Origin of the sequence: Polyangium fumosum, from assembly GCF_005144585.1 — a bacterium.
In the GTDB taxonomy this organism is placed as follows: domain Bacteria; phylum Myxococcota_A; class Polyangia; order Polyangiales; family Polyangiaceae; genus Polyangium; species Polyangium fumosum.
The window spans coordinates 53,699-73,321 of the sequence record NZ_SSMQ01000028.1 but is presented as its reverse complement, the minus strand read 5'-3'; the positions used below and the strand labels follow the sequence as shown (position 1 = coordinate 73,321).

The window sequence follows — 19,623 nt, the reverse complement described above, 5'->3', positions numbered from 1 at the left end:
CGCGCGGTTCATCGATCCTGGGTCCAGCGCCTCGCTGGTCCGGGTGCAGGGGCGGATAGCCCCTGCTGGGGTCTGGGGCAACGCCCCAGCAAAGCGCCTCCGAGTTTGCCGTTTTGATTTTCCTAGACGCCCGGTGGGTCGGCCGATAGGCTGCGCGGCATCCGATTTCCAATTGAACCCCATTGGTGCAACCTATGAAGTTCGGCTCGACGATGTTCCGTTCCCTGGCTGCCCGTGCGGCACGAACACAAAAGTTTGCCTCGACGCTCGTGCTGGGGCCCGCCGCCCTCCTCGTGATGGCGGCTTGTGTTCCCATCGAGCCCACGGGAACGGGCGCGGTGAGCCCAGGGGGGCCGACAGGACCCGCGGGGGCCGCTGGACAACCGGCTGTGGCTGCGCAGGACGAGGTGAAGCCTCCGCCCGCGCCTCCCGCCGCGCCGGAGCCGCCGGTCAAGAATACCGGCAACGTCTATACCGATCACTTCCTCGAGTTGTGGACGGATATCCACAAGCTCTCCAACGGCTATTTCAGCCCGGAGGGGATCCCGTACCACGCGGTGGAGACGCTGCTCGTGGAGGCGCCGGATCAAGGGCACGAGACGACTTCCGAAGCGTATAGCTACTGGATGTGGCTCGAGGCCATGTACGGGCGCGTCACCAAGGACTGGAGCCACCTGGACCGCGCCTGGGCGAACGCCGAATACTACATCATCCCGTCGCTCGCCGATCAGCCGACGATCAAGGGGTATTCGCCGCGCAAGGCGGCGACCTATGCGCCGGAGGGTGATCTGCCGCAAGACTACCCGGTCGCGCTGGATAGCAGAATTCCGATCGGGGTGGATCCGATCGGCGAGGAGCTCAAGACCACGTACGGGCCGGCGCCCATCTACGGGATGCACTGGTTGCTCGACGTGGACAATTTCTACGGGTTCGGCAAGCGAGGGGACGGCAAGAGCCGGGGGGCGTACATCAATACATTCCAGCGCGGCCCGGAGGAGTCGGTGTGGGAGGCGATCCCGCAGCCCTCCTGGGACGCGTTCGTGGGGGGCGGGCCGAACGGCTTCCTCGATATCTTCCAGAAGGGGACCGGCTTTGCGAAGCAGTGGAAGTACACGAACGCGCCCGACGCGGACGCGCGCGCGGTCCAGGCCATGTACTGGGCCAAGAAGTGGGCGGACGAGCAGGGAGGCAACACGAGCGTCGACGCGAACACCGAGAAGGCTGCGAAGATGGGCGATTACCTTCGGTATTCGCTCTTCGACAAGTACTTCAAGGTGATCCCTTGCAAGAGCCCGAGCTGCGCGGCCGCCTCGGATTATTCGTCGGCGCACTACCTGCTCTCCTGGTATTACGCGTGGGGTGGGGCGGCGCCCGGCTCGGGCGGTTGGTCTTGGCGCATCGGGTCGAGCCACAACCACTCGGGGTATCAGAACCCGCTGGCAGCCCATGTGCTCGCCCAGTTCGCTCCGCTCCGGCCAAAGTCGCCCAAGGCAGCGGGCGACTGGGCCACGAGCGCGAGGCGCCAGATCGAGTTCTACCGCTGGCTCCAATCGGCCGAGGGCGGGATCGCCGGCGGCGCGACCAATAGCTGGAAGGGCCGGTACGACGCGCCGCCTGCGGACGCGAAGACGTTCTACGGAATGGCCTACCAGTCGGCGCCGGTGTTCTCGGACCCGCCGAGCAACGACTGGTTCGGTTTCCAGGTCTGGTCGGTGCAGCGCGTCGCCGAGTACTATTACGTGACGGGCGACGCGGGCGCGAAGGTCATCCTCGACAAATGGGTGGCCTGGGTCAAGGCGAACACGAAGCTCAAGCCGGATGGCACGTACGAGATCCCATCGTCGTTGCAATGGACGGGACAACCTTCCCTCGATTGGAACGACCAGACGCAGAACTTCAATGGCTCGGACAAGACGTTCAACGCAGGGCTGCACGTGAAGGTCACGAGCACCACGCCGGATGTCGGGACGACCGCGGGGCTCGTGCATACGTTGACCTTCTACGCGGCGAAGGCCAACGACAAGGACACGCAGAAGCTCGCCAAGGAGCTGCTCGACCGGATGTGGGCGAAGTTCCGCGATCCGAAGGGGCTCTCCAACATCGAGACACGCAAGGACTACAAGCGCTTCAACGACGCGCTGCATCTCCCCACGGGCTGGAAGGGGAAGATGCCGAACGGCGACGTCATCGAGAACGGCTCGACGTTCGCGAGCATCCGCTCCAAATACAAGCAGGACCCTGACTGGGCGAAGGTCGAGGCCTATCTGAAGGGTGGGCCCGCGCCGACCTTCACCTACCACAGGTTCTGGGCGCAGACCCATATCGCGCTCGCCTACGCCACGTACGGCTGGTTGTTCCCCTGACCAGGCATGGGTCTCCTCATGAAGCCGCTTCGCTGGGGCTTTGCTCCAGGCCCCAGCAGGGGCTGTCCGCCCCTGCACCCGGACCAGCCAGGGGCTGGACCCAAGCTCGATGAACTGCGCGATGCGCAGTTCATCGAACAGGCCCCTGTCAAGACCAGCCGCGGCGTTGCCAACCAAGACCGCCGCGCTGCTGGTTCGGCTGGCCCCCCGGCTTCTTCGTCGGCCTGTTTGAAAAACTGCGCGTAGCGCAGTTTTTCAACCCTGGGGTCCAGCGCCTCGCTGGTCCGGGGTCGAGGGGGCGGACAGCCCCCCGCGGGGTCCGGGGCGGCGCCCCGGGCGATCACCCATTGCACGTCGCCGAGGTAGCTCGGGCTGAGCGCACGGGTTGCATCGCGCCCATGACGAGGGTACCACCTCGAAGATCCCGACGCGCCTCCGACCTTGCACCATGGCCCTCGAACAAGACCCCAAAGATACCCCCTCCGCCGACCTCGCCACGACCCGCGCCGTCCCGTACCCCACGAGCCGGCTCGCCGCGCGTATCGACCTGGTCGACATGGCCCAGGAGATCGAAAAGGCCGATCAGGCGCTCGGCATGGTCGTCGGAGGGAAGCTCGAGGTCATCCGCGACCAGATGCGCGCGCTTCAGGAAGAGGCGCGGCGCCTGCTCGACGAGGCGCGTATCTCGGCGCGCCTCCACCGCGCGCGTTGCAGCTTCCGCAAGATCCCCGGCCGCGTTTATCACCTCTATCGGCGCAGCGAGGACGACCTTTATTTCTCGATGCTCTCCCCCGCGGAATGGGGCGGCGCGCCGCCACACGCCTTCGAGGGCTCCTACCGCCTCGAAGTCGACATGAGCTGGACATGTTTGATGGTGGGGGCTCCGCCCGGCGAGCCGGGCTGTGCCCCCACACCCCCCGGGCACGGGACGAATCCCGCGCGCGATCGGATCCCCGAGGGCCGCGCGCTCGTGCAAAAGCTCCTCCAGGAAGGTTGATTCCTACATTCCGTCCGCCGACGCGACCTCGCCCCGCCCATAAATGTGCCCGATCCGGGCAAACGATTCGACGGTATAAAGCGCGCCGGCCAGCGCCAGCACCGACGCGAGCGCGAGCTCGGGCCACCGAAACCCAGCGCGACGTTTGCCTTCGAGCGCTGCTTCCGCTGCGTCGAGCGTCTTTGCCCGACGCGCGGGCGAGGGCGATTGCGCGGGCAAACCGCGGAGCTTTTCGAGGAGCGGATCGTCGTCACGGCCGTTCATCGTTCACCTCATCCTATCACGGCGGCGTCTTTCCGCGCCGGTCCATCGAGCTTTTCCGAGAGCGCCGCGCGCGCCCGCGAGAGCCTTTGCCGAAAGGCCTCCGGCTGGATCCCGAGCACCTCGGCGGCCTGCTTCGCTTCGAGCCCCTCGACCCCCACGAGCAAGAGCACCTCGCGGTGGGCCATGGGCAGCGCTTCGAGCGCCTTTTCGAGCGCGACGAGCTCGTCCCCCGCGTCCGGACGCGCCGAAGGCCCCTCCGGCTCGGCGCCCTCCGCGTCTCCCACGAACCGCGTGAAGTCGAGGGCGGCCCAGCGCCGCCACGATCGGAATTTGTTTCGGGCGATCGTGAAGAGCCAGGCCGCGAGGTCCGTGCCGTCGGCGAGCCGTTCGGCGTGGCGGGCGACGGACACCCACGTCTCCTGGTGCAGATCCTCGGCCACGTCGCGCCGCCGCGACAGCCGCAAGAGGAACCCGAAGAGCCGGTCCGAGAACGACGTGTACACGACCCGCAGCGCGGCCTTGTCTCCCTCGCGCAGGCGTGCGACGAGCGCTGCTTCCTCGGCTCGGTCCATGTCGTCCCCTCGAACACGGAAGTAGCCCAGGCGTGACAGAAAAAAAACCTGTCACGTCCGCCGCCCCCCGGAGTTCTTCGTGGCATGGGGACGGCGCCTCGCCCGTCCGCGCCGAGCGAAGGAGAACGAAGGTCATGAAAGGCTTCAGTTTGTGGGCGTTTTTCGTCGAGGGCGGCTGGGGGATGTGGTCCACGCTCCTCTTCGGCGTCCTCGCCGTCGGCGCCGCCGCCTGGTTCGCGCGCCGCCCCGAGCCCCGCCGCCTCGCCTTCACGGGCGCGATGTGGCTCACCCTCGTGACCGTCACGGCGCACGCGACGTGGACGAACGTCGCCGCCGTGTGCTCGTACCTCGAAGACCCGCAGCGTGTCCCCGACGCGGAGATCACGCGCACCTTCTTCATCGGCTTGAAAGAAGCGAGCCGCCCCGGCGCGCTCGGCGGCATCTTCCTCACGCTCGTGCCGATCCTGCTCGGCGTGGGCGCGCTGCGGGGGCGCGCCTCGGATTGAGGATCAGCGCGGATCGAGCGCTCGCACGGCGCGCTCGATCTCGTCGAGCCGCGCCTTCGAGGCCTCGTAGCCGAACCGCCCGCGCACGGCGAAGGCCATCTCGTCGCGGGCCCAGCGCGTGGCAATCGCCTGGAAACGCGAGACCCCGGCGCCGCGGGCCGACGCGCGGGCGAGCTCCTTTCCCCGCGTGATCACCTTGCGGGCCACCTCGAACGTGAACACCGGCGCGCCGTGGCCGAGCTTCGCTTCGAGCCAGTGCATCACGCTTCCTTCCCAGGGTTCGAGGTAGTTGCAGCGGCCCGTGGGCTCGTCGACCCCCTCCACCGGCGACGTCCAATCGAGATGGATGTCGTCGAGCGCCGCAGGGCGCCCCTCCGGCCGCTCGAACCCGCGCAGATCCCCCTTCCCGACGCAGAAATGCGTGCCCTCTTGCAAGGGCACGTCGACCTCACGCCAGGTATCCGCGTCGGGCAGCTCCGCGCGCGCGGCCCCGAACAAGGCGCGCGGCAGGAGCTTGATCGCGGGGCGGAGCTGGTGTTCGAGCCCGCCCATGTAGGCGTCCCGCACCACGCGTTTGCCGTGTGGCCCCAGGAGCATCTCGTCGAGCCGCCGCCGCATCGCGGCCGGATTCCGGTAGACGACCTTGATGCCGGCGCTGCCGCCCCACCATTGATTGCGGATCCACAGGATTTCCCGGAAGGTCGCGCCCGTGTGATCGATGCCCTCGATGCGGTGGAACAGCCGCACGAGCAGGTTCATGGCCATCGGCCCGAGGTGATCGAGCGCGTCCCACGCGGTCTTCGGCGCGGGATCCCGGAACCCGAACATCAGGTTTTGCGCTGTGCCCGCCGCGCCGGCCAGCCGGTCCACGAACGAGCGCACGATCGTCTCGCGGAGATCCTCGGGCAGCGCGGCGTACGGAGATTCGGCCGGCGGATCGGGGTGCATTCGGCCCCATGATGACTCCATTCGGCCGCTCGGGGGAAACCATCGCGGATGGGCTCGTCCGGATGTGCAGGTTTGGCGCCAGACGCGCCGGCACGTCGATTGCCGACCCGAACCCCTCACATCGGATCCGCTGGGATCCGAGAAGGGAAACCATGGGAATTGGAAACCGGATCAAAGGCGCCGCGGAGGAGCTCGGTGGCAAGGCCAAGGAGGCCCTCGGCAACCTGACCGACGATGAACGGCTTCGCCGCGAAGGCATCGCCGATCAGGGCCGCGGACAGGGCCGGCAGGACGCCGAGAAGGCGGCCGAGCAGGTCGAGGGCACCTTCGAGAAGGCCGGCGGCCGCGTGAAGGGCGCCGCGGGCGCGCTCTCGGGCGACGAGCGAAAGCAGGCCGAAGGGAAGTTCGAGGAGATGAAGGGCGAGATTCGCCAGAAGATCAACAAGTAAACGGTTCGGGGCGCCGCTCCCGCTCGGCGCGCCGGGGCGGGAGCGGCGTCTCCGTGTTCAGCGCGCGGTTTCGTTCTCGAAGAAATCCCCCGCGTACACGTACCAGAGCCCATTCTTGCCGCGCAGGAGCGTCTTTCGGAACGTGACCTCGTGCCGCTTTCGCAGCGCGAGGAAGAGCACGAGGTAGAGGAGCGCGCCGAGGAGCCGGATCACGACGAACGCGACCGCGGCCACGATGTTCGCCCATTGAGGCCACGCCTGGAAGATCGCGTGCACCTCGACCTCGGCCACGTCGCCGTCCTCGCGCGCGATCGAGACGCGCTTCACCTGCACGCTTCGGATCTGCCCGTGCCCGATGCGGATGAACGTGGACGACCAGTCCTTGAGGCCGGACGGCGTGGCGAGCGAGAAGGACCCCGAGCCGATCGGGATCTCGCCGAGGATCGGCGGAACCACGGTCTGCGCGCGCGCGGTCGGGCTGAGGCACGCCCAGGCGTACCCTTGCCGGCCCATCGTCATCGCCTTGAGGAAGCTCCGCAGCGTCGCCTCGGGGCGCGCGGGCGTTCCCCGCGGCACGACCGTGAGGTCCACGGCGACGAGCGCCACCGCGAGGATGCCGAAGAGGATCGGGAAGATGATGAGGAGGGCGAAGGCGGGATCCCGCGACGGGATCGTCTGCACCGCCAGGATCATGCTCACGATCGCGGCCACGGCGAGCGCGACGAACACGACCGTCACGCCGCGCAGCCTGCCGCCGGCCTCCTTCTGGTCCACGGCGACGGCCGACGCGTCGTCGATGTGCCGATTCAGCCGCGCGAGCGCCTCGGCGATCGCGTCCGATGCGGGGCGCTTCTGCTTCTTCTTTTTCTTCGTCGCCCGCTCCCCCGGCCCGGCTTCCGGCGGCGCGTAGGGGTTGAGTTCGTCGCTCATCGCGCACACCTAACCACGACAGGCCATGAGACGCGAGCGCTTCGCGCGTTCCCTGCATGGGCCGGGTCGGCTAGCATGCGGCCCGGAAACCGACCCCCATGAGCCAGAACCTGGATGACGAGAGGTTTTACGTCTTCGACTGGGACGCCGTCTTCGACGTCGACGATTACCTCCACTTTTACGAGGACACCCTGCGCGCCGAGCGCACGGACCATCAGGTCGACGTCCTCGTCTCGCACCTCGGCATGATGCCCGGCATGCGCGTGCTCGACCTCGGCTGTGGCCACGGCCGGCACGCCTTCGAGCTCGCGCGGCGTGGCTTCGACGTCGTCGGCATCGACCGCACCGAGGGCTTCGTCGAGCTCGCCCGCAGCGAAGCCGAGGCGGCCCGCCTGCCCGTCGACTACCGCGTCGCCGACCTCCGCTCGCTCGACGAGGACGCCTCGTTCGACCGCGTCCTTTGCCTCTTCGACGTCTTCGGCTTGCACCGCGACGACGAGAACCTCGACGTGCTCCGCCGCATCACGCGCGCGCTCCGGCCCGGGGGCAAGCTCTGCCTCGACGTGCGCAACCGCGACTGGATGGTGCGCGCGCTCCTGCCCGTCACGATCCTGCAAAAGGGCGCGGATCTCATGATCGACCGGCACGTCTTCGACCCGCTCTCGGGCCGCCTCGTCGATTACCGCATCCTCGTGCGCGACGGCCGGACCCGCGAGGCCCGCTTCTCCGTGCGCCTCTACCATTTCACCGAGCTTCGCGCGTTGCTCGCCAGCGTCGGCCTGCACGTGACCGAGGCCTTTGGCACCTGGGACGGCGATCCGATCGGCCTCGCCCACAACCGCATGATCCTCTTCGCCGAAAAAGACGGCTGATCTAAGGCGCGGCGTCACACGCGGGCACGAGGTCCGCGCCCCCGAAGAACTCGCCCGCGAGCAGCCGCATCGCCTCGGCGTTCTCCGGCGGCCCGCACTTGAAGGGCGGGGCGGGCAGGGGTTTGCCCTCCAGCACGAGCCGTTGCTCCCGGAAAAACCGCAGCGCGAGCTCGGCCGCGTACTCGCGCACGCCGCCGCGGGGCAGGAACGCGTAGAGCCTGCCGTTCAGCGTCGTGTCCGTCGGCGCGTAGGGCAAGAGGCAACGCCGGTTGTCCTTGCAGCGCGCGACGATCCCCTCGTGCAGCGCGCCGAGGGCGCGGGTCGACCACTGCTCGTGCCAGGCGTCGTTCAGGTGGAAGATCTCGTGGAACAACGTGTCGCGCACGGCCTCCTCGGAGACGTTCACCGCGCCGAACAGGTTGTACCCGATGTTCTGGTTCACGGCGAACGCGCTCGGCGCGCCGCCCTTCTCGGTGTAAAAAAATCGAAAATCGAGCGGCCGATCCCGCATCGTCACGTGTTTGCCCGTGCGGGCCTCGAGCGCCGCGAAGAAGCGCGCGTACCCGCGCATCGCCGCGAGGATCCAGACGAGGTGGTCGCGGTTCTGCCCCACGGGCCGCGCGGGCCGGAGCCGCACCTTCTGCCCACGCCCGTCCTCGGTCTCCTCCTCGGGCAAGAGCCCCGCGAGTGAGCCCGTCTCCTCGTAGAGGTCGAGCGCGAGTTGTTTCGAGGGCGCGTTGTCCGCGTACCGCAGCGAGAGCAAGCAGCGCACGCGCGGCGCTTCGGTGAGTGTCTCGGGGCAAGCTTCGCGGAGTTCGGTCGTGCGCAGGTGGGTCGCGAGGAAAAGGACACGCTCGGCTGCCTCGGCGCGCGCGGATTTCGGCGGTGGGGCGGAAGCGGGAGCGGAAGCGGGAGCGGGAGCGGGAGCGGGAGCGGGAGCGGGAGCGGGAGCGGAAGCGGGGGCGAAAGCGGAAGCGGAAGCGGAAGCGGGCGCGGGAGCGGGCGCCGCTGTTCGGTGGGGCGGTGGGGCGGGCGCGCCGCAGCCGGCTGCGGCGACGATCCCCCCGACGAGCATCCTGAGCCCTCGACGCACGGCTCGAGTGTCCGGGTTTTCCCGGAAGATGGGAAGGGGCGACGACAGCCCAACTTGACATGCCACGTCGCACCGGGGCACGGTGGCGCGGGATCGGCGTATGGGAAGAAGTGCGAAGACAGGCCTGCTACGCGAGGGGCTTCGTGGACCAGGGGCGAGGCCTCGCGTAGGACCAGGGGCGAGGCCTCGCGTAGGACCAGGGGCGAGACCGCGAGCAGCCGGCAAGACTCCTTGGCCGGCGACCATCGCCTCCGTGACCATCAAGGGGTTCAAGACGATCGTCGATCAGACCATCGACCTCGGGCGCTTGAACGTTCTCATCGGGGCGAATGGGTCGGGGAAAACCGCCGTGCTCGAAGCGATTGGCGTTCTCGGGGCGGCTGCAGACGCGCGCGTGGACGACGCGGCCCTTTTGCGCCGGGGCGTTCGTCCGGGTGTACCGCGACTTTACAAGAGCAACTTCGGCGGGAGGAAAGAGCGCACGATCGTCCTCGAGGCCGTGTCCTCAGAACAGGCCCTGTATCGAGCGTCCATGGATCCCGGGAAGATTCCGGCAAGCCCGTGGCGATTCAACAACGAGACGCTCGAAAGCGCGGGAGAGACGATCTTCACGCGCTGGCCTGGTGGTGCGAGTTACCACGAGAACCAGGCTGATCCGATACGGTTCATGCCGAGCGATCCGGCTCGTGGTCTCGCGGCGTCGCACCCTTTTGGTATTCCCCCCGAGGCGACGCGTCTCTTCGATGCTCTTGCTCATTTCGTCATTTACGACCCGCAGACATCCGTGCTTCGTGGCACGCAGGCGGATTTGTACCAATCCGATCCGCTGGGGCTCCAGGGAGGGCGCCTGGCTGAGGCGATCGGTCCGATGGGCGCTCGCTTGCCGAAGGATGAACTCCTCGAACTCCTCGATTGGGTCGCCGACGTGGGCAGCGAGCCCCCCTCTCCCGACCTCTTGTCGCCTACGATTCCAGCCGTACGCGAGATCGTTCGTTTTACCGACCGCTACATGAGGCGAGGGAGCAATCGCCTCTCGGCGTATGATGCCAGCGAGGGAGCCCTCTACGTGCTCTTCGCTTTCGCGCTTTTGTACCATTCGCGTGCCCCGAAATTTTTTGCCATCGAGAACATCGATCATGCGCTGCACCCGCGCCTTGCTCGTGCGCTCGTCCGCAAGATGGCTGATTCCACATCTTCGCAGGCCAAACAAGTCATCCTCACGACGCATAACCCCCTCGTCCTCGACGGCCTTCCGCTCGCGGACGACGGCGTGCGTCTCTTCCTCGTCGACCGCACCGAGCAGGGGCAAACACGCGTCGAGCGGGTCGCTTACACGGATGCCATCCACAAAGCCGAGGAGCAAGGCATGACGTTGTCACAGCTATGGGTCCAGGGAGCGCTCGGCGGTGGCGTTCCGAACATCTGGTGACCCATGCGCGTCGGTATCGTTTGCGAGGGCTCGACGGACTTTGCGGTCCTCGAGAGAATCGTTCGTGGACTCGTCCGTGAGCCCCAGCTCGTCATCACCCCTCTTCAGCCCAATTTCGACGCACTTCGGCAAGGGCAGATGTCGCAGGGAACCGGCTGGCAGGCGGTGAGAAAAGTACCTGCGAAGCGTCGCGTTTCCCGTCACGGTCGCGAGGTACGACTTGATCGTCGTGCAGGTTGATGCCGATGTGCGACATGAGCCCGAGATTCGTGTCCACCTCCTGCACGACGACTCCGTGGACGAACTCTCGCCCTTGTGTACGCACATCAAGTCGTGGATGGCCGGAGGTGTGCCGCCGTCTGCGATCATCACGCTGCCGCGCGAGGCAACGGAGGCCTGGCTCCTTGCCGTGCATACGCGCCAAAAGAACGTGGAATTCATCGAGGCGCCCGCTCGGGCGCTGGCCGACGCCGGGCTCGTCCCGATGACGGAGCGGGGGATCCACAAGAGCCCGGTTCGGTATGCAGAGCTCGCGGGCGCGCTCGCTCGTGTCCTCGGCGAAGCCAAGGGTCTGCGGCAACTCCCCGAGCTAGGTCGGTTCGTGGGCAAGGCACGGGATGTCCTACACCGCGTGAAGAAGGCCAAGGGAGCCAGGCGCGAGCCCGAGTGATGCGCGCTCCCCGTCGCCCGCTTGTCGATTCTCCTCGGCGCTGATAGGACAAACCTGTGCCCGAAGGCGATACCCTCCACCGCATTGCCAGCGCGCTCGGCCCGCGGCTCGTGGGACAGCCCGTGCGCGCGCTCGTGCTCCGGCACCAGTCGATCGAAAGGCTCGCCGGCCACCTCGTCACCAAGGTCGAGGCGCGGGGCAAGAACCTGCTCGTCTTTTTCGACGAGGGCACCGTCCTCCACACCCATCTCCGCATGGGCGGCGCCTGGCACCTTTATGGCGAGCACGAGCGCTGGCGCCGGTCTCCGGCCTCCGCCACCGCCGTGCTCGCCGTGCCCGCGCTCGTCGCCGTCTGCTTCCGCGCGCCCGTCGCGCGCCTCGTCCGCGCGAGCTTGCTCGCCGGGGATGCCGCGATCGGCAGGCTCGGCCCGGACCTCATCGCCCCCGCGTTCGACGAAGCCGCCGCGCTCGCCCGGCTCCGGCGCATGGCCGGCAGGGAGATCGGCGACGCGCTCATGGATCAGCAGGTCGTCGCCGGGATCGGCAACGTCTACAAAAGCGAGATCCTCTTTCACGAGCGGCTCGACCCGTTCGCCCCCGTCTCCGCGTTCTCCGACGAGGAGCTCGCGCGCCTGCTCGTGTTTGCCCGCCGCATCATGGTCGCCAATGCGACAGCGAAACCCCATGCAAGCGGGCCCGGCGCGCACCACGGCCACACGCGGACCACCCGCGAAGGCGCGCGTCCCGGCGAAGGGCCCCTCGCCGTGTACCGCCGCGCGGGCGAACCCTGCTACGATTGCGGCGCCCTCCTCGAAATGCGCCGCCAGGGCGAGGCGCGACGCTCCACCTATCATTGCCCTCGATGCCAGCCCCCGCGGCGCGCGGCGATCCGGGAGGCGCGCGCGTGACGCGGCCCCGGGCGAAGACCTCGAAGGGCGGCGCGCTCGCCCATTTCCACGAGGCGACGCGCACCTGGTTCCAGGGTGCCTTCCCTGGGCCCACCGAGGCCCAGGAAAAAGGCTGGCCGCCGATCCAGGCCGGAAAGTCGACCCTCCTCCTCGCGCCCACGGGCTCGGGCAAGACGCTCGCCGCGTTCCTCGTCGCCCTCGATCGATTGGTGTTTTCGGACGAACCACCGAAAGAATCGCGCTGCCGCGTCCTTTACGTCTCGCCGCTCAAGGCGCTCGCCGCCGACGTCGAGCGGAACCTGCGCGCCCCGCTCGCCGGCCTCACCAAAACAGCCGAGCGGCTCGAAATCCCTTTCCGTGTCCCCACGGTCGCGATCCGCTCCGGGGATACCTCGCCCGAGGAGCGCGCGCGCCTCGGAAAACGCCCGCCCGACATCCTGATCACCACGCCGGAGTCGCTCTTCCTCCTGCTCACCTCGAATGCGCGGGAAATTCTGCGCTCCGTCGACACCGTCATCATCGACGAGATCCACTCCCTCGCCGCCACGAAGCGCGGCGTGCACCTCTTTTCGTCGCTGGAGCGGCTCGAAGCCCTGCGCGGCGAGGGGGCGCGGACCACGCGCATCGGCCTCAGCGCGACGCAACGCCCGCTCGATGAAATCGCGCGCTTGCTCGGCGGGGGCGAGATCGACGATCAGGGGAAATTCGTCCCGCGCCCCGTCACCATCGTCGACGCGAGCGCGCCGAAATCGCTGGAGCTTACCATTGAGGTGCCCGTCGAGGACATGACCCGCATGGGCGAACCCGGCGAGGACGCGGGGAAGGGGCCCGGCGCGGATCCCGCCGCGCGCTCGATCTGGCCGAGCATTCATCCGCGCCTCGTCGAGCTCGTCCGCGCGCATCGATCCACCATGATCTTCGCCAACAGCCGCAGGCTCTCCGAGCGGCTCGCGGCGGCGATCAACGAGGCCGCGGGCGCCGAGATCGCCGCCGCGCACCATGGATCCGTCGCGCGGGACGAGCGCACGCGCATCGAGGAGGCGCTCAAAGAAGGGCGCCTCCCGTGTATCGTCGCGACCTCCTCGCTGGAGCTCGGCCTCGACCTCGGCGCCGTCGACCTCGTCGTCCAGATCGAATCCCCGCCGAGCGTCTCGGCCGGCCTCCAGCGCATCGGCCGCGCCGGCCACGCCGTCGGCGCCACCTCGCGCGGCGTGGTCTTCCCGAAGCACCGCGGCGATCTGCTCGCGTGCGCCGCCGCCACGAGCCGCATGATCGACGCCAAGGTCGAGGCCACGTTTTACCCGCGCAACCCCCTCGACGTCCTCGCCCAGCAGATCATCGCGATCACCGCGATGGATTCGATCCACGAAGACACCCTCTTCTCGCTCGTCCGCCGCGCCGCACCCTTCGCGGATCTCCCGCGCGCGAGCTTCGAAGGTCTGCTCGACATGCTCTCCGGCCGCTACCCCTCGGACGAGTTCGCCGAGCTGCGCCCTCGCATCGTCTGGGACCGGACCACGGGCGCGATCCGCGCGCGGGAAGGCGCGAAGCGGCTCGCGGTCGTCAATGCCGGCACCATTCCCGATCGCGGCCTCTATGGCGTCTTCCTGGCGACGGAGGAGGCCGCCGGCAAACCCGGTCGTCGCGTCGGCGAGCTCGACGAAGAAATGGTCTTCGAGGCGCGCGAAGGCGAGGTCTTCGTCCTCGGCGCGTCCTCCTGGCGTATCACCGAGATCACGCACGACCGTGTCCTCGTCGTGCCCGCGCCCGGCCAGCCCGGCAAGATGCCGTTCTGGCGCGGCGATCGCGCCTCCCGCAACGTCGAGCTCGGGACCGAGATCGGCCGCGTCGCCCGCGAGATCACGAAGGCCGACGACGCCGCGGCCGAGCGCCTCCTCCGCGAAAAACATCACCTCGACACGCGCGCCGCGAAAAACCTCCTTCGGTACGTCCGCGAGCAAGCCGCGGCGACGGGCGAGGTCCCGAGCGACACCACGATCGTGCTCGAACGCTTCGTCGACGAGGTCGGCGACACCCGCGTCTGCATCCTCTCCCCGTTCGGCGGGCGCGTGCACGCTCCGCTCGCGAGCGCCATCGAGGAGCGCTGCCGCGCCGAGCTCGCCCTCGAAATCGAGGCCGTCTGGGCCGACGACGGCGTCGTCTTGCGTTTCCCCGAGGCGCAGGGCCCGCCCGACGCGCGCCTCTTGCTCCCCGACGCCGACGAGGTCGAGGATCTCGTCGTCCGGAGCCTCGGCGCCTCCGCCCTCTTCGCCGCGCGCTTCCGCGAATGCGCCGGCCGCGCGCTGCTCTTGCCGCGCAAGCGCCCGGGCAAACGCTCGCCGTTATGGGCCGCGCGAAAACGCGCCTCGGACCTGCTCGCCGTCGCCGCGCGGTATGGCTCGTTCCCCATCCTGCTCGAAACCTACCGCGAGGTCCTGCGCGACGTCTTTGATTTGCCCGCGCTCGTCGACCTGCTGAAGAAGATCGAATCGCGCAAGGTCCGCGTGCACGAGGTCGACACCCGTTCGGCCTCGCCTTTCGCCGCGTCGCTCCTCTTCGGGTACGTCGGCAACTTCATGTACGACGGAGATCTGCCGCTCGCCGAGCGCAAAGCGCAGATGCTCGCGATCGACCACACGCGCCTGCGTGAACTGCTCGGCGAGGCCGAGATGCGCGAATTGCTCGATCCGGCCTCGATCGAGGTGCTCGCGTGCTCCCTCCAGCGCCTCGACGGAAAACGCCCGCTCAAGCACGCCGATCAGCTCCACGATCTGCTCCTCGCGCTCGGCGATCTCTCGCGGGACGAGATTCTTGCGCGCGCGGGGACCGAGGAAGACGGCGGCGGCGCGACGCGTGTCTCCGGGTTTCTGGACGAGCTCACGCGGACGCGGCGTATCTTCGAGGTCACGATCGCGGGCGAGCGGCGCTTCGTCGCGGCCGAGGACGCGGGGCGGTTCCGGGACGCCCTCGGTGTCGTGCCTCCGGCGGGGTTGCCCGCGGCGTTCCTCGAACCCGCGGCAGATCCGCTCGTCGACATCGTCTCCCGTTATGCCCGGACCCACGGCCCCTTCCGCGCCGAGGACGTGGCTGCGCGTTATGGCCTCGGCGTCGGCCCCGTGCGGATCGCGCTCGCCACGCTCATCGAGCGCCGCCGCGTCACGGAAGGCGAGCTTTTGCCCGGCGGATCCGGCCACGAGTATTGCGAGACCGAGGTCCTCCGTTCGCTCAAGCAACGCTCCCTCGCGCGCCTCCGCGCCGAGGTCGAGCCCGTCCCGCCGGAGGCGTACGCGCGTTTCCTCGTCGAATGGCACGGCCTCACGCGCCCGCGCCGCGGACAGGAGGCCCTGCTCTACGCCGTCGAGCTCCTCCAGGGCGCGCCGCTCGTCGCCTCCGCGCTCGAAGCCGAGATCCTCCCGGCCCGCGTGCAAGGTTATCTCCCCGGGGATCTCGACGCGCTTTGCGCCGCCGGCGAGGTCGTTTGGCGCGGCGTCGAGCCTGTCGGCGATTCCTCGGGCCGCATCGCGCTTTACCTCTCGCAGGCCTATCCCTATCTCGCGCCGCCGCCCGGCAAGGCCGAGGGCGCGATGGCCGCGCGCGTGCGCGAGACGCTTTCGCGGCGGGGCGCCGTCTTTTTCAGTGATCTCCTGCGCGAGACGGGCGGCTTCGGGCACGACGTGCTCGCGGCCTTGTGGGAGCTCGTCTGGGCGGGCGAGGTCACGAATGACACGCTCGCGCCTTTGCGTTCCCTCGGCCGCGAGGAGAAACGTGGCGGACGACGGCACCCGAGCCGCGGGGGGCTTTTTGGCGCGCGCCGCGCGGGGCCTCCCGGAAGTGAAGGCCGCTGGTCCCTTTTGCCTTTGCCTTCCCTTGGGGAAAAGGGTCCCAGCGAGACCGAGCGCCGCGCCGCGCTCGCGCGAACCCTCCTCGATCGACACGGCGTCCTCACGCGCGAGGCCGCGCATGCCGAGGGCCTCGTGGGTGGTTTTTCCGCCGTCTACGATGTCCTCCGCGCCATGGAGGAGGCCGGGCGGGTTCGTCGGGGGTATTTCGTCGCGGGCCTCGGCGCCGCGCAATTCGCGCTCCCCGGCGCGGACGACAGGCTCCGCTCCTTCCGTGAGCCTTCCGCCGAGGGCCCCACGCTGGTCCTCGCGGCCTCCGACCCGGCGAATCCTTTTGGCGCCTCCGTGCGCTGGCCGGGCGACGACGCCGAGCCGGAGAGCGGGAATCGTGGCGCGGCGCGGCCCAAACGAGCGGCCGGCGCGCGTGTCGTCCTCCACGAGGGCCGATTGCTCGCCTGGATGGGCAAAAGCGAGCGGGGGCTCCTCACGTTCCTCCCGCGCGACGAGCCCGAGCTCCGCGCCGAACGACGCGCGCTTGCCCGCGCGCTCGCCGACCTCATCGACGAAGGCCGCGCGCGGACCGTCCTCCTCGCCACGGTCGACGGCGAACCCACGGCCCGCTCGCCGCTCGCGGACGCCTTGAAAGAAGCGGGATTCGTCGCGACGAGCCAAGGGTTTCTCAAGCGACGCGCCCCGGCCGAGGCGTCCCCCGCGCGGCCCTTCGGCGCGCCCGGCGGCTGGGGGCGGCCGTGGTCGAGCCAGCGCGCCGCGGCAGCGCCCACGCCGGAAGCCGGCGCACACGCGCCGGTTTCTGAGGACGACGACGGTGATCTCCTCGACATCGACGACGAGCTCGACGGCTGACGGCGGCGCCGGCGCGCACGGAACGGACCTCATCAGGCGTTGATCCTCACGCCGCCCGTGCTGTACGTATCGGCATTCCATGAGCACGAGCACGCCGAGGATATCCGGGGGGGATTTCACGGACTGGAAGATGCTGGGTACACACGGGTACCGCATCGAATCGACCGATATCTTCCATGTCAGGTTCGCGGGCAGCGTCGATGGGAGCACGATCGAAACTTTCTACGACCTCCAGGCGGCGTATGCCGCGACGATCGGCCGGCCCATCTCCCTCCTCGTCGACATCACGAAGTTCGGCGAGTTCTCCACGGAGGGGCGCAAGCTCTCCACGGCGCTCGATCCCACGGGCACCATCGCCGCGACGGGCATCTACGGCGGCACCTTCCGGCAGCAGATGGTCATGAACATGCTCACGCGGGCCGGCTCCTTGCTCCGGCCCTGGCTGCCCCCCTTGCAGTTCTTCGCCCACGAGGCCGAGGCGCGCGCGTTCCTCGACGCCTGCCGCGCCGAGCGTAACGCCCGGGAAGCCTAGAAGTGGTCTCATAAACCTACTCGCGCCCCGAATCGTCGGTCGGCCTCGCTCGAAATCCGCGTAGGATTCCTCGCTTCGCCCTCCCTAGCTTCGGGGCGCTCCCAACGGTTTATGAGACCACTTCTAGAACATCGAATGGTTCTTGAACCGCTCGATGTTCTAGCGCCCTCGGGACAAGCAGCACGGCGAGGAGCGCAGCGGCGTCAGCAGCCGTCCTGATCGGCCGGCAGGATCTGCGTGCCGGTGAAGGACTTGAACTTGCGCGAATAGGTCAGGCTGTCGGGGTCGACCTTCCAGGTGTCGATGCGGTCCACCGTCTTCGGCAGGATCCGCGCCGCCCAGCTTCGGCCGGCCTGGCACTCCGCGACCGGGCTGCCGATGAGGACGCCCGTGAGCTTGTATGCGGTCGAGATCGTGCCACCCCCCGAGATTTGCAGGTAATCGTAGAACACGGGGGATCCGCTCTGCCCTCCCTCGCCGTCGTTGTCGACGTAGAGCACGCCGCTCAGGTTCGCGTCGGAGGGGTTCAGCCAGCGCCCGAGGAAGTTCTTGCGGCCGGTGTCCCAGAGGGTCCCGGAGACCTTGTCGGTGCCCGGATAACCAATGGATTGCGACTCCTCGGTCTGGAGATAACTCCAATCGGTGTACCCGTAGGGCATCGGCTCCGCGTCCACGGGCGCGTCGTTCAGGATCACCACCGCGTAATCCCAGGCCTTGTTGTCGACGGCGATGGACGTGTTGTCGTACTCGCCCGGGACCGTCACGCTGCTGATGTACTGCGTTCCATAAGGTCGCCTGCACGTTTCCCCGGGCAACCCGAGGCCCCCCCCTCCCGACGGCGGGACGCTGGTTTGCCCGAGCGAGAACGAAATGGGGCCCTGCCTGAAGGTGTTGGTCCCTGCGGTGAAGAAACAATGCGCCGCCGAGAGCACCACGTTGCTGCCGATGAGCGTCCCGGTGCAACCATTGCCGAACCAGCCCACCTGCGAAAAGGGCTTGACGCCCTCCGTCGACGCCGTGCGCTGGGTGCGATCGTCGCACCCGATGATCATGTGACTGGCGTCGCATTGGTTCAGGCAGAGCGTGAAATCGAGGGGCGAGGTCTCGAGGGGCGTCTCGAGCGTGGTCTCGTCCTCGCTCGTCACGACGTCCTGATCGTCGTCGGGGGACGCGCCGGGATCTCCGCAGGCGGCGAGAAGGGCGGGCAGCAGGAGCGAGAAGAAGAGGTGCGTTTTCGAAGCCATCGTGTCCTCCAGGGTGGTGTCGGTCCCCAAGCATCCCGTATGCCACGGCGTCCCTGCCGCGGATATGGCCTGGTTCGCGCATCAACGTTTCGCCCCGGCGTGCCTGCGCTGTGACGCGCGCATGACGGGTGTCATGTGCGTGTGACACGCGTGCATGCTCGGCGCGGGCGTTTCGTCATGGGAGTGTGACGCTCGGCCCCTCGATCGGCTACGAGGACGCGCCGGCCATCGTGAGGGCGAATGAGCGATACGTCCGCAAGGGGCGGCCGAGCATCGCGACGAGTCGCTCGGCGGCGCCAGGGGCGCCGAGCACGCCTTCGCGAAGGATGCCACGGAACACGAGCTTCAGATCATACGCCCCCGCAGCCGGCATCACGCCGCGCATCCGTTGCTCCACGGCATCGAGATCGTCCCCCTCGTAGGTGACGTTCTCGCCGAGCACGTCGGACCACACCCGAACGATGCTCTGCCCCGTATGCGCCTCCGGGCCGACGACCTCGATCACCTCGGTCGGGAGGGGCGCGGCCGATCGCTCGCGTCGCAGGAGCTCGAGGGCCGCGACCTCGGCGACATCGTCGAGGTCCACCATCGTGATGCCGACGCTGCCGAGCGGGGTCGCGTAACGATGGTGCCTGGTAATCGCATCCTTCAACGAAACGTCGTTCTGAAAGACCGCGTTTGGCCTCAGAATCGTGGTGGGGAGGCCGAGCTGCCGGATCGTCTGCTCGGCCGCGAGCTTTGCGGCCGCCCTCGATGCGTCGGTGAAGCGGTCGACCCCCATCATCGAGAGGTAGACGACGCGCTGGATCTTCGCCTCGTCGATCAGGCTGAGGGTGAGGAGCACCCGGGCGAGCTCGTCCGCGACGGCCGGGTTCAAAACGAACACCGTGCTGGCCTCGCGGAGCAGACGGCGCATGAGCTCAAGATCGAAGATATCGCCAATCACCTCCTCGACGCCGGCGGGCGCCCCACGTGGAGACGGCTCACTTCCGAACGCGCGGACTTCCGCACCCCGCCTCGCCAGCTCCTCGACCACGTGAGAGCCGATCATTCCCGTACCGCCGATCGCCAGAATCGCCATGCGTTCCTCCGTGACATCTCAGGACGCACGCCGCGTCCCGAGTCGCACGTTGAATGTTCCTG

At 68.5% G+C, this 19,623-nt stretch carries 17 protein-coding genes; 10 read left to right on the top strand and 7 right to left on the bottom strand.

The window, feature by feature from the left end:
• Nucleotides 1-389: 389 nt before the first annotated feature.
• On the top strand, nucleotides 390-2,363 hold the full coding sequence (locus E8A74_RS25355; RefSeq protein WP_232379738.1) for a glycoside hydrolase family 48 protein: 1,974 nt from the start codon (nucleotides 390-392) through the stop codon (nucleotides 2,361-2,363).
• A 448-nt stretch (nucleotides 2,364-2,811) separates the two neighbouring features.
• A complete protein-coding gene (locus E8A74_RS25350) occupies nucleotides 2,812-3,360 on the top strand; it encodes a DUF2452 domain-containing protein (protein WP_136931645.1) in 549 nt (182 codons plus the stop codon).
• A gap of 3 nt (nucleotides 3,361-3,363) precedes the next feature.
• On the opposite strand, the gene E8A74_RS25345 is transcribed toward E8A74_RS25350, so the two are convergent.
• Both E8A74_RS25345 and E8A74_RS25340 read right to left on the bottom strand, forming a co-directional pair.
• Complete coding sequence (locus tag E8A74_RS25345) at nucleotides 3,364-3,624, bottom strand: hypothetical protein (protein ID WP_136931644.1); 261 nt, start codon at nucleotides 3,622-3,624, stop codon at nucleotides 3,364-3,366.
• Between the two features lie 8 nt (nucleotides 3,625-3,632).
• The gene (locus E8A74_RS25340) at nucleotides 3,633-4,196 is read right to left on the bottom strand and encodes an RNA polymerase sigma factor (RefSeq protein WP_136931643.1); all 564 of its coding nucleotides are present in this window, start codon (nucleotides 4,194-4,196) and stop codon (nucleotides 3,633-3,635) included.
• Between the two features lie 134 nt (nucleotides 4,197-4,330).
• On the opposite strand from E8A74_RS25340, the gene E8A74_RS25335 reads away from it, so the two are divergent.
• Complete coding sequence (locus E8A74_RS25335; protein WP_136931642.1) at nucleotides 4,331-4,702, top strand: hypothetical protein; 372 nt, start codon at nucleotides 4,331-4,333, stop codon at nucleotides 4,700-4,702.
• Nucleotides 4,703-4,705: 3 nt separating this feature from the next.
• Here E8A74_RS25335 and E8A74_RS25330 read toward each other — a convergent pair whose 3' ends face one another.
• Complete coding sequence (locus tag E8A74_RS25330; RefSeq protein ID WP_136931641.1) at nucleotides 4,706-5,650, bottom strand: hypothetical protein; 945 nt, start codon at nucleotides 5,648-5,650, stop codon at nucleotides 4,706-4,708.
• Nucleotides 5,651-5,802: 152 nt separating this feature from the next.
• Between E8A74_RS25330 and E8A74_RS25325 the strand changes: the two genes are divergently transcribed.
• Nucleotides 5,803-6,099 carry a CsbD family protein gene (locus E8A74_RS25325; RefSeq protein WP_136931640.1) on the top strand — a complete coding sequence of 99 codons (297 nt, stop codon included), beginning with the start codon at nucleotides 5,803-5,805 and terminating at the stop codon, nucleotides 6,097-6,099.
• 57 nt (nucleotides 6,100-6,156) lie between these two features.
• On the opposite strand, the gene E8A74_RS25320 is transcribed toward E8A74_RS25325, so the two are convergent.
• Nucleotides 6,157-7,029 (bottom strand): hypothetical protein, encoded by an 873-nt coding sequence (locus E8A74_RS25320; protein ID WP_136931639.1) that lies wholly within the window; start codon nucleotides 7,027-7,029, stop codon nucleotides 6,157-6,159.
• A 98-nt stretch (nucleotides 7,030-7,127) separates the two neighbouring features.
• On the opposite strand from E8A74_RS25320, the gene E8A74_RS25315 reads away from it, so the two are divergent.
• On the top strand, nucleotides 7,128-7,901 hold the full coding sequence (locus E8A74_RS25315) for a class I SAM-dependent methyltransferase (protein ID WP_136931638.1): 774 nt from the start codon (nucleotides 7,128-7,130) through the stop codon (nucleotides 7,899-7,901).
• Nucleotide 7,902: 1 nt separating this feature from the next.
• Here E8A74_RS25315 and E8A74_RS25310 read toward each other — a convergent pair whose 3' ends face one another.
• A complete protein-coding gene (locus tag E8A74_RS25310) occupies nucleotides 7,903-8,673 on the bottom strand; it encodes a hypothetical protein (protein ID WP_136931637.1) in 771 nt (256 codons plus the stop codon).
• 574 nt (nucleotides 8,674-9,247) lie between these two features.
• Here E8A74_RS25310 and E8A74_RS25300 point away from each other — a divergent pair.
• From E8A74_RS25300 to E8A74_RS25280, 5 genes are all read left to right on the top strand, one after another.
• Entirely contained in the window at nucleotides 9,248-10,423 is a 1,176-nt protein-coding gene (locus tag E8A74_RS25300) for an AAA family ATPase (protein ID WP_170229356.1), read from the top strand.
• Nucleotides 10,424-10,670: 247 nt separating this feature from the next.
• Complete coding sequence (locus E8A74_RS25295) at nucleotides 10,671-11,093, top strand: hypothetical protein (protein WP_136931635.1); 423 nt, start codon at nucleotides 10,671-10,673, stop codon at nucleotides 11,091-11,093.
• A 56-nt stretch (nucleotides 11,094-11,149) separates the two neighbouring features.
• Complete coding sequence (locus E8A74_RS25290) at nucleotides 11,150-12,001, top strand: Fpg/Nei family DNA glycosylase (RefSeq protein WP_136931634.1); 852 nt, start codon at nucleotides 11,150-11,152, stop codon at nucleotides 11,999-12,001.
• Nucleotides 11,956-16,704 (top strand): Lhr family helicase, encoded by a 4,749-nt coding sequence (locus E8A74_RS25285; protein WP_136931633.1) that lies wholly within the window; start codon nucleotides 11,956-11,958, stop codon nucleotides 16,702-16,704. The genes E8A74_RS25290 and E8A74_RS25285 overlap by 46 nt, the downstream gene beginning before the upstream one ends.
• 79 nt (nucleotides 16,705-16,783) lie before the next feature.
• Entirely contained in the window at nucleotides 16,784-17,236 is a 453-nt protein-coding gene (locus E8A74_RS25280) for a hypothetical protein (protein WP_136931632.1), read from the top strand.
• Nucleotides 17,237-17,439: 203 nt separating this feature from the next.
• Here E8A74_RS25280 and E8A74_RS25275 read toward each other — a convergent pair whose 3' ends face one another.
• Together E8A74_RS25275 and E8A74_RS25270 are read right to left on the bottom strand one after the other, a co-directional pair.
• Nucleotides 17,440-18,480 carry a trypsin-like peptidase domain-containing protein gene (locus E8A74_RS25275; protein ID WP_136931631.1) on the bottom strand — a complete coding sequence of 347 codons (1,041 nt, stop codon included), beginning with the start codon at nucleotides 18,478-18,480 and terminating at the stop codon, nucleotides 17,440-17,442.
• 208 nt (nucleotides 18,481-18,688) lie between these two features.
• Nucleotides 18,689-19,561, bottom strand: a complete 873-nt coding sequence (locus E8A74_RS25270; protein WP_136931630.1) for an SDR family oxidoreductase — start codon at nucleotides 19,559-19,561, stop codon at nucleotides 18,689-18,691.
• Nucleotides 19,562-19,623 lie beyond the last annotated feature (62 nt).